This is a genomic window from uncultured Leptotrichia sp. (assembly GCF_938036635.1).
In the GTDB taxonomy this organism is placed as follows: domain Bacteria; phylum Fusobacteriota; class Fusobacteriia; order Fusobacteriales; family Leptotrichiaceae; genus Leptotrichia; species Leptotrichia hongkongensis.
On record NZ_CALHQO010000121.1, the window covers coordinates 1 to 10,118 of the forward strand.

The window sequence follows — 10,118 nt, forward strand, 5'->3', positions numbered from 1 at the left end:
TATAAAATAGGAAAAACTGTTATTAAACAAAATAATCTAATACTAAATCTTATTAGAAAATAGAATACAATTCAAAATTTACTAGATATTAACCTTTTTAATGGGGAATAGTATAAAAATATATTTTATAAAGTTGAATTAATCAAAAATAGAGGGAGAAATTGAGAAATGAGGAAAGATGAGGCAAAATTTGTTACGGAATTTTTGAGTGAGGCTGGGACGAAGGCTGAAAATAACGATTATTTTGGGTATGTTTTGCTGGATAATTATGCGATTTGGGCTGTGGCGGATGGATTTGATGAGGAAGAAGGGGCAAAAGTTGCGGCAAGGATTGCTGTGGAATCTGCGATTGAATATTTTATGCTACGTCCACGATTTAACTATGATGTAATAAAGGAAATGATGGATTATGCCAATCTGAAAGTTAAGGAAAAACAGGAAGAAACTCAGAAATATTCTCTTATGCACACTTCCCTTTTAATCGTAATAAGCAACTATAATTCAATTTTATATGGAAATATCGGAAATACAAGGTTTTATCATATTAGAGGTGGATATATCATTTCTCAAAGCAGAGATGACACGATAGCACAGCTTTTGGTGGATGAAGAGGCATTGAATATATCGGATATGAGATTTCACAGGCAAAGAAATGATTTGCTGCAGGCAATTGGAGATTTTGGGAAAATTAAGCCAAATATTATAAAAAAACCTGTAGAACTTATGGAAAAAGATGTTTTTTGCTTGACGACTGTAGGATTCTGGGAAAATATTGATGAGCATGATATGGAAAATGATTTATCCAGATTTGAGGATAAGAAGCAATGGTTAAATTCATTGGAAAAACGGATACTTGCTTCACTTAGGGATAATATCGAAAATTATACGATTGCACAGGTAGAAGTACAGGCGGTGGCAAGTCCAGAGCCGATGGAAAAGGATAAAAGCAAACTTATAAAAAAAATAATACTTGTAATGCTAATTATTGTTGTAATTATTTTGTTTGTTATAATTTGGAATGTAAAAAGGCGAAATGGTATTCTGCAGGCGGCAACACAGTATGAAAAATTGGCAGATGAGGAGATCTTAAAGAAAAATTTTAATAATTCAATTGATAATTTGAAACTTGAAATTGGAGAATACGAAAAACTAAAGCCTAAAAACAAGGGTATAATAGGATTTCTTACGAATGCTGAGAAAAAAAGAGCTGATGCAAGTAAGAAAATTGATGAGATAAATAAGAAAATTGGAGAAACTGAAAAAATTAAAAAGGCATTTTCGGATATTAATGAGGGAAATGAGATGTTTAACAGCGGAAATTATGACGAGGCGAATGTAAAATATCAGCAGGCTAAGTATAACCTGAATGATAATAGCTATAAACGGGATGAGCTGAACACGGAAGAGATTTTAACTACATTGGATTCACGGATAAATTCAACTGTGAAATTAAAGGAAGCCAAGGCTTTGGAAACGGCTGGAGATACGGCGGTTAATGAAGGAAGCTACAATTTGGCAAAGGTTAGTTATAAAAATGCGGCTGATATGTATTTGGTAAATGGAAGGGCAGATTATGTTTCGCAAGTTGAGAAAAAGCTGGAAGAAATAACGGATAAGGAAAAAACAGCGTATAATGGGGCAATGCTTGCTGAAAATAAAGGAGATTCGCTGGCACAAAGCAATATTAATTCTTCAAAAGAGGCGTATTATCAGGCACGACAGATGTACCAGGTGCTTGGAGATACTGTGAAAGTGGGAGAAATTGACAATAAGATACAGGAACTTAATTCCCAGCAAAATGCTAATTTACAGACTGCCAATAATCTCGTTCAGGAAGGGCTTTCGCAAATAACTGCCAATAATCCAGCACAAGCAATAAATATTCTAACGCAGGCTAAAAATATTTATCAGAAAATGAAGGATACGAATAATGCAAATGCTGTGAGTAAATACATAAATCAGGCACAGGAATTTATTAAATTTGAAAGCCAGAATGCTGAAAAATTGAAAACGCAAGAAATGGAATATTCGGAAAGGTTAAGGCAGCAGGAAATTCAAATGCAACAGCAACTGCAGATAAAAGAAGCTGAAATCAAGGCACAGCAGGAAGAAATGGAGCGGGAGCGTCAAAAACGTCAAGAAATAACAAGAAAAATGGAAAATGCGTCAAATATGGAAACGCAGGCTGATCAGCTGGCTATAAATGAAAGATTTGAAGAAAGTATTTCAAAATATGAGGAAACGAAGAAACTTCTGGAAGAGGTGAATGCAGATGGAAATTTTGGAAATCAGATGTCTAAAATTGAGGATTTGAATAAAAAAATTGAAAAAAATGAGGGATATTTATTAAAGAGAAAAGCAGAAGATGATTTTAAGAATAAAAAATGGAAGGAAGCTGTGGAAAAATTTACGCAGGCAAAGGAAAAGCTGGAAAAAAGCGGTACAAAACAAAATGAAATAGCTGAAATTCAGAAAAAGCTTAAAAAGGCAGAGAAAAAGGCAAATAAAAAATGGTGGCAGTTTTGGAAGATTTTTTAAAAGGGAGGAGGGAAAATGATAAAAAATATAAAATTAAATACTTTCTTTTTTAAGGAATATGCACAAATTGCTGAAAAAAACACTTATTCGGCATATATTCCAAATGGAAGCAAGGGAATATGGTGTATTGCTGACCTTGATGAAAAGACTAATGAAAAATGGCAGGAAAAGTCAGAAATATCTCAAAAAATTGAAAATAGTAATGTTGAAAATGAGAAAATTGAGAAGATAAATTTAGCAAAAATTGGAGTTCATAAAATTATTGAAAAATATTTGGAAAATAATGAATTTTCGCTAGAAAACATAAAACAGATGATACAATCTTCCATTGATAAAGTGGTTTTTGAGAAAACAAAATTATATAAATTTCATAAAGCTGAAAAAGATTTTGATTTAAAAAATTTTTATTCGCAAATTGTTATTATTATTGAAAAAAATAATATGATTGTTGGAAATATGGGGAAAACTGAATTTGTTTTGTATAGGGAAAATAGAATTGTGGAAAAGATAAGCGGAGAGCAAGTCAAAAAAATAAGACTGAAAAAACATGATTATTTGCTGGCTGGGAGTCCTGGATTTTGGAAAGTTGTTAATGAGAATGAAATTGAGGAGATTTATGTTGATAGGAAAAGTAAATTAAATGTCGAACAGAATTTAAGTGAACAGATAAAGGCTAGTGAGAAAAAATTGGGAAAAGTGATACCATTTTTGTCAATTTTCGTTGAAGATATTGAAATGGAAAAAAATTATGAATTGTTAGAAAAAGAAATTAATGAAAAAAATCAAAAACAGGAAAAAGTTGTAAAATATATATTTTTGGCTGTAATATTTGTGTTTATGTTTGTTTTTGTCGGGAAAAATATTCAAAAGGGTAACTTGAAAGGTGAAAGAAAAGAAAAAGTAAAAAATATAATGGCTGAGAAAATTATAGAAAAAGCAAATTTGATGAAAAATAATTTAAATAAACAATCAGAGATAGAAAGAAATAAAGTTAGACAGAAAAATATTGAAGATGAAGTTGAAAAAACTTTGGAGAATAGTAATCTGGTTGAAAATAAGGAAGTAAGAAATAAAAAGATAGAAAATGAAGAAATAGAACAAAACTATGCAAAAAATTTGGAAATTACTCAAAATATTATAAAAACTAAAGAGAAAAGAGCTAAAAAATTAAATAATTCAAGAATAAAAAAGAAAGTTTCTAAAAATAAAAAATATAATAGAAAAAATTTGAATGCAGATAATAGAAATTTTAAGAAAAATTATAAGGTAAAAAGTAATGGGATTTCACAACTTGAAAAGGAAATTGAGAAAAACTGGGAAGTTCTTGGGCGTGATAGAAATGGGAATAATTTTGTGAAAAATAGAGAATTTAAAAGGGAAAAGAAGAATGGATTTTTTATCAAAGGGAACAATATTGAATGGGAAGTATAAAATTTTAAATTATGTAGCTAAAAGTGATTTTTCCAATATTTATATGTGTGAAGATAGACAAGGAGAAAAAGTAATTATTAAGGAATGTTATCCTTCAGAAATTGTTATGAGAAATGGAAAAGAGGTTTTCACTGAAAAGTATAAGAAGGATTTTGAAAATTTGAAAGAAAGTTTTTGGAAAGAAAAATGTATTTTGGATAAATTTTTGAAAAAATCTAAAAGAAGAAAACGGAAATTTGTGGATGATGTTGTTAAATTTTTAGATTTTTTTAGTGAAAATGGGACAAATTATATTGTTACTGAATATTTTTGTGGAGTTACCTTGAAAAAATATATTTTAGAAAATCGGATAAAAAATGGAAAAAAGAGGATAAATCATATTTTGGAAATATTTTTTAAAATTGCCGAAGTAGTTTGTAAAATTCATAAAAAGGGAATTATTCATTGTGATTTGAAGCCTTCTAATATTTTGATTGATATTAGGGGAAATATTAGGATTATTGATTTTGGAGCGAGCTTGAAAAAGAAGGAAAAGGTTGAGTTTGTTAAGGTTTCAGATGGGTATTCGCCGATTGAGATTTATTCAGAGAAAGTTGAGATTGATGAAAGAACCGATGTTTATTCGCTTGGGGTACTTTTATATTTTATGCTTTGTGGAGTGAAAGCGGATGGGGCAATTAAGAGATTTTATAAGGCAGAACTTGAGTTTGATAGAGAGGTTATTTTGGGATTTGAGAAGATTGAGAAATTTAAGGAAGTAGAAGAAGTTATAAAAAAGGGGCTGGAGTTTGACAGGCAGAAAAGATTTGAAAGTGTTAGGGAAATGATTGATAAATTGAGAAAAATTTTTGCTTAAAATAAAAGCGTTTTAATAGATTTGATTTTATAACAAGCTAGAGAAATTTCAATAAAATCTATGTTTATAGCTTTTTATTTGGATTTTAAATTAATAAATCAAAACCAAAACTTGAATTTAAAGAAAATATTCATTATTAATGACTAAAGGGGACAAGGTAAAAATGAGATTATTTTATGAAGAGGAATTGCGAAGAAAATCTTATTATGAGATGTATCAGATTGCAATTGAGGAACATTTGGTAAATGTACATGTGGAAACGCCCACGAGAGAGGAGCTTATCGCACTTTTGATGAAATATAGGGGAGTCAAGGAAAATTACTGTATTGACAAGTATAATAAAAACGGGCTTGTGAATGTTCAGGAACTTTTTGATAATAAACTCGGCGAGAGGATTCATCACGAGAATAAGATACGGGTGCCACACAAGATTATTTTATACAAGGAGCTTGATTTGATGAGGGAAGACAATTATAAAATTGAAATTCCTGAAAATGTGAGCAGTGCAAATGTTTTTCTTATAAATGCAAATAATTACTTGTGTGGGATTTTCCAGCTGGAAAAGGATTTAAATAGCAGGAATAAGTATTTTCTGATTAGTAAAAAGGAATTTTTTAGAGTCGAAACGCTGAGAAATAATAAATTTTCATTTTTGTTCTTTAAGGAAAATGATTTAAAATTTATTCATAAGTTTTATAATTTGAAGGAAGATGAGATGATGCCGCTTTATCCGTACCAGATGGATTATTACAAAGTTGAAATTGAAAATTTTATTGTGAAAAATCTGGAAACTACGAATACACCGCTTTGTATTGATTTTGGGACAGTAAATACGGCTGTGGGGGCATATCTGGATAAAAATTATGTGAAGGACTTGCCTACTAACGATATTTTGAATGGAAATGTAATGATAGATGCGATAAATTATGTAAAATTTGATGATGGAGAGAGACATTACCGTGAGATTTTTCCAACATTAGTTTATGTTGATGATTGCAGCGATGCTAATAATATTAAGTATTCATTTGGGTACGATGTGATAAGAAAGTTGGAGAGAAATGACTATATTGTCAATGGCTCGATTTTTTACAGCTTGAAAAGGTGGGTTCATGAGCATAATAAACTTGAGAAAATTAATGATGAGTTTGGAAATATTCTGTATGTGAAAAGAAAGGAAATAATAAAGGCGTACTTAAAATATGTTGTAAATCGTGCTGAATATATGTTTAAATGCAAATTTAAAAAAATTCACGCTTCCAGCCCTGTAAAATTAAAGGAGCAGTTTTTGACGATGTTTCAGGAAATTTTTATGGTGGAAAATAAATTTAATAAAAATCAGAATTCTGAAATTTCTGAAAAAAATATAATTTCAAGCGAGAAAAATTATGAATATGAGATTATCCGTGAAAATGTGATGGATGAAGCGATTGCAGTGTTGTACAATACAATTGAGATACAGATAAGGAAGGGGAAATATAAGGAAAACGAGGAATATAGTGCATTAATTATTGACTGTGGTGGCGGGACGACGGATTTGGCAGCTTGTAAATATGTGATTAGTAAGGACAAAATTTCATATTATCTGGATATAAGAACAAGCTTTGAAAACGGGGATGAGAATTTTGGTGGAAATGACTTGACTTACAGGATTATGCAGTTTTTGAAAATTGTACTTGGGGCAAGATATTCTGAAAATAGGGTCGTTTCTATTAATGATTTGATAAAATATGACAATGATATGATTTACAAGGTAATTGATGACAGCGGTGTTGAGAAAATCTTTGAAAATCTGAATTTGGAATATGAAAAGTATGAAAATGTGATTCCTACAAAATATTCGCAGTTTGAGAATAAAATGAGTGAAGAATATCAAAAAATACGGAATAACTTTTATATGTTATGGGAAGCCGCTGAAAATCTTAAAAAAGAATTTTTTACATCCGATGGAAGACTGCGAACACGTTTTGATGTACCCAGAAATTATGAAAAACGGAATGATATTCATATAACGCAGTTAAAAAGCTGGAAAATTCATATTTATAAAAATGGAATATTTACCACAATAACAGATTATCCAAGACATATTTTTACTATAAAAGAAATTGAAAAAATCGTAAAAGCTGATATTTACGGAATGCTCAGAAAATTTTTGAATACATATTACAAGGAAGGGCTGCTTTTTGAATATTCATTAATAAAATTAAGTGGGCAGTCAACGAAAATCAGTACATTTCAGGAAGTACTAAAGGAATTTGTGCCGGGAAAGATGATTGAATACAAGGAACTGAGCCATCGTGATGATTACGAGCTAAAACTGAACTGTCTGGATGGAGCTATAAAATATCTGGATTATAAGCGTTTTGGACATATAGATGTGGAAATTGTAAATGAAGTTCCGCTTGTGCCGTATTCTGTGTGGGTGGAAAAATACGATGGGGAAAAAGTGGAAATGATACAGACTTCACGAAAGGCTGATATTCTAATTGGACAGATTGATAAAAAGATTTCTGCTGAAGAACTAAAAATTTATGTTTATACTGCAGAAGGCGAATTGAAAAAAGAGATGATTTATAAAAATGAGGATAATTATGAAGAAATGGATGCACAGGAAATTTTGCCTGAATTTACAAATATAATTTCTCAAAATGATACCGATACAATTCAAAACAACACAGTAAGATTTTTTATTTATACTGATTTGAATAACTGGGGATTTTTTGTAGTTCCAATCCAAAGGAAATCAGATCAGCTTTATCTTGGACGAAAGGAATATTTCCCTTATGAAGATAATTTAAGTGAAAATTCCTATTTTGACGGAAACCACTAAAAAAAGGAAGAGAAATTTGAGAAAAAAAGATGAAATAATTTGGATAATGCCCACAATTTTTATTTTTATTATTCTTTTTATGATAAAATTCTGTACTCCCAAAATTAATCAGAAATATGTTATTGAAAAAATAACACGTGAAAATCTTGAACTTTTTGTGGATATGAAAGGAACTGTTGTTGCACATAATATTACTAAAATTGGACTGGATGTGAATTTATCCGTTGATGATGTTTATTACAAGGCTGGAGATTTTGTAAAAAAGGGCGATGTAATAGTGAAATTTAGCGATTATCAGAAAAATGGATTGAATGAAAAACGTATGTTATTAGTGATTAAAAATCGGGAATTACGAAATTTGGAAAAACAAAAGGAATTGGGAGCTGATGTTAGTCAGAAAATTCAGGAATTAAGCGGAGAAATATCAGGATTGGAAATTGAAATTAAAGATGAAATGAGAAATACAAGATTGGTTCAGAGAAGTGTAAGAAGTCCATTTGATGCTTATATTGTGAAAATTAATGCAGTGAAAGGCGGAATTACAAATAAAAATGAGCCTATTTTGATTCTTGCTAAAAGGGAAGATTTAAAAATAGTTAGTGAAAGCGTGAAAAGTGAGAAAGTTAAAAATCTGAATATTGGAAATGTTGCCAAAATTAGTATTTTTAGGAGAAAAGATAAAAAAATTGGAGAAGAAAAAACACTTGAAGAATTAATTGAAATGAAAAATGATAAAAATAAGGAAATTTTGAAAGATAAGGATAAGACAAAAGAGAATTCGGACTTATTTTCTGAAAAAAAGGTTATTGAAGCAGAATTATTTAAGATCAATAAAATTGCGGATATGAATGTATTTGAGTTTTTACCAACTTTATTTAAGGATTTGTTTTTAAACGAGCAAGTGGATATTCGTGTGATTTATAAGAAAAAAGAGAATATTCTAGCTGTTCCAAAAAAGGCTGTTATTTTTAAAAATCAAAAAAGTTATATTTATTTGATTGATAAGAATAATTTGGTTAAAGAAAAGGAAGTGTTTATTGGGATGGATAATGGAGAGAAAATTGAAATTTTTGGAATGGATATTGGAGAAGGAATGGAAATTATTGGGAATCCTGATGATAAAATTGGGAATAATGTGATTGTGGAACGAAGGAATATTAAGAATGAAGAAATTGAAAAGAAGAAAAAATTGGAAAGGTTAGAGCGGGAAAATGAAAAGCTGGGGAATAGAATGGATAAGAATGAGAGGGAGATTATCAGACTGAAAAGAAAATAAAATCAGGATGTTTTTATCCTGATTTTTAGTGATACTTTTTAAATTTATATTAAATGAAAGAAGAACTTTTAATTGTTGGTTTTATTAATTTTTCCTTCTTCACTGATAAAAAGTCCATTTCCATTTGGAAAATCAGATTTATTCAAGAAAATTATCTTCTTTATTGCTAATTTTTCTGAATCTATAAAAGGGCCTAAACTTTTGTAAGTTTGTCTTACTGGAATAATTTCTCCAGAAATAAAGTCTCCTTTATTGTTTATTTTGATTTTTAAAATAGGTGCAATTCCCATTGAATCAGAAATATTTATTTTTCCGAAAGTTGCAAAATTTCCTCCACTATATGAAATAAATTTATTTTTGTATAGTTCTACGGCTCTTGTAACATGAGGGCCTTGCCCAAAGATTACATCAGCTCCATTGTCTATAGCAAAATGGACAAACTCATAAACATTTCCTCTATCTTCGCCATGAAAAATTTCATGTCTTTTAGTAATGTGTTCAGCATTAGCACCTTCGGCTCCACCGTGAAACATAACAATTACAATATCAACTTTTGATTTTAATTCAGAAATAAGTTTTTTTGCATAATTATAATCATTTAGTTTTACAGTAGCTGAATTTGGAGAAAATGAAATAAATCCAAATTTTTTTCCATCTTTTTCTAAAACAGCACTTTCAGCTATATCTTTAATTCCAGAATACTTTATTCCTAAATTATCAAGATTTTTCATGGTTTCCTTAATTCCAATTTCTCCAAAATCATTGCTATGGTTATTGGCAATGCTCAAATAGTCGAATCCAGCCTGTTTTAAATATGTCCCATATCTTGAAGGCATACGAAAAGCATAACACACATTTGGATTATTACAGCTTTTGAGAGTTCCGCCTGTATCAAATAGTGTTCCTTCCAGATTTCCTGCAGTTATGTCAGCATTTTTCAGTGTATTTTGCGTATTTTCAAGAATATTGGCATCATTTTTAGGAAGCAGATATTCAAAAGGGTAATTTGAGCCAAGCATTATATCTCCAACGCCAATTATTGTGAATTCTGTCTTTTCATCAGATTTATGATTTTTTTGAGTATTTGATTTTTTAGCGTCGGTTGTTTTTTCAAAATTAATAAATTTATTCCTAAAATTTTTAAAATTGGGATTTATTATGATTACAAGTATAGAAACTAAAATAATAAA

Annotated in this window: 6 protein-coding genes; 5 read left to right on the forward strand and 1 reads right to left on the reverse strand. The window is 29.8% G+C overall.

All coding sequences use genetic code 11. From position 1 onward, the window contains the following. Window positions 1-168 precede the first annotated feature (168 nt). The 5 genes from Q0370_RS02175 to Q0370_RS02195 all read left to right on the forward strand — a co-directional run bounded on the left by Q0370_RS02175 (window position 169) and on the right by Q0370_RS02195 (window position 8,928). On the forward strand, window positions 169-2,538 hold the full coding sequence (locus Q0370_RS02175) for a protein phosphatase 2C domain-containing protein (RefSeq protein ID WP_299571507.1): 2,370 nt from the start codon (window positions 169-171) through the stop codon (window positions 2,536-2,538). 15 nt (window positions 2,539-2,553) lie between these two features. Next, window positions 2,554-3,969, forward strand: a complete 1,416-nt coding sequence (locus tag Q0370_RS02180; RefSeq protein WP_299571509.1) for a hypothetical protein — start codon at window positions 2,554-2,556, stop codon at window positions 3,967-3,969. After that, window positions 3,926-4,825: a serine/threonine-protein kinase gene (locus Q0370_RS02185; protein ID WP_299571512.1), complete on the forward strand. Its 900-nt coding sequence runs from the start codon at window positions 3,926-3,928 to the stop codon at window positions 4,823-4,825. The genes Q0370_RS02180 and Q0370_RS02185 overlap by 44 nt, the downstream gene beginning before the upstream one ends. 163 nt (window positions 4,826-4,988) lie before the next feature. Further along, complete coding sequence (locus tag Q0370_RS02190; RefSeq protein ID WP_299571515.1) at window positions 4,989-7,652, forward strand: molecular chaperone; 2,664 nt, start codon at window positions 4,989-4,991, stop codon at window positions 7,650-7,652. Window positions 7,653-7,668: 16 nt separating this feature from the next. Beyond that, entirely contained in the window at window positions 7,669-8,928 is a 1,260-nt protein-coding gene (locus Q0370_RS02195; RefSeq protein ID WP_299571517.1) for an RND transporter, read from the forward strand. Between the two features lie 68 nt (window positions 8,929-8,996). On the opposite strand, the gene Q0370_RS02200 is transcribed toward Q0370_RS02195, so the two are convergent. Then, a partial coding sequence (locus tag Q0370_RS02200; protein ID WP_367270809.1) for a CapA family protein occupies window positions 8,997-10,118 on the reverse strand: 1,122 nt, incomplete at its 5' end.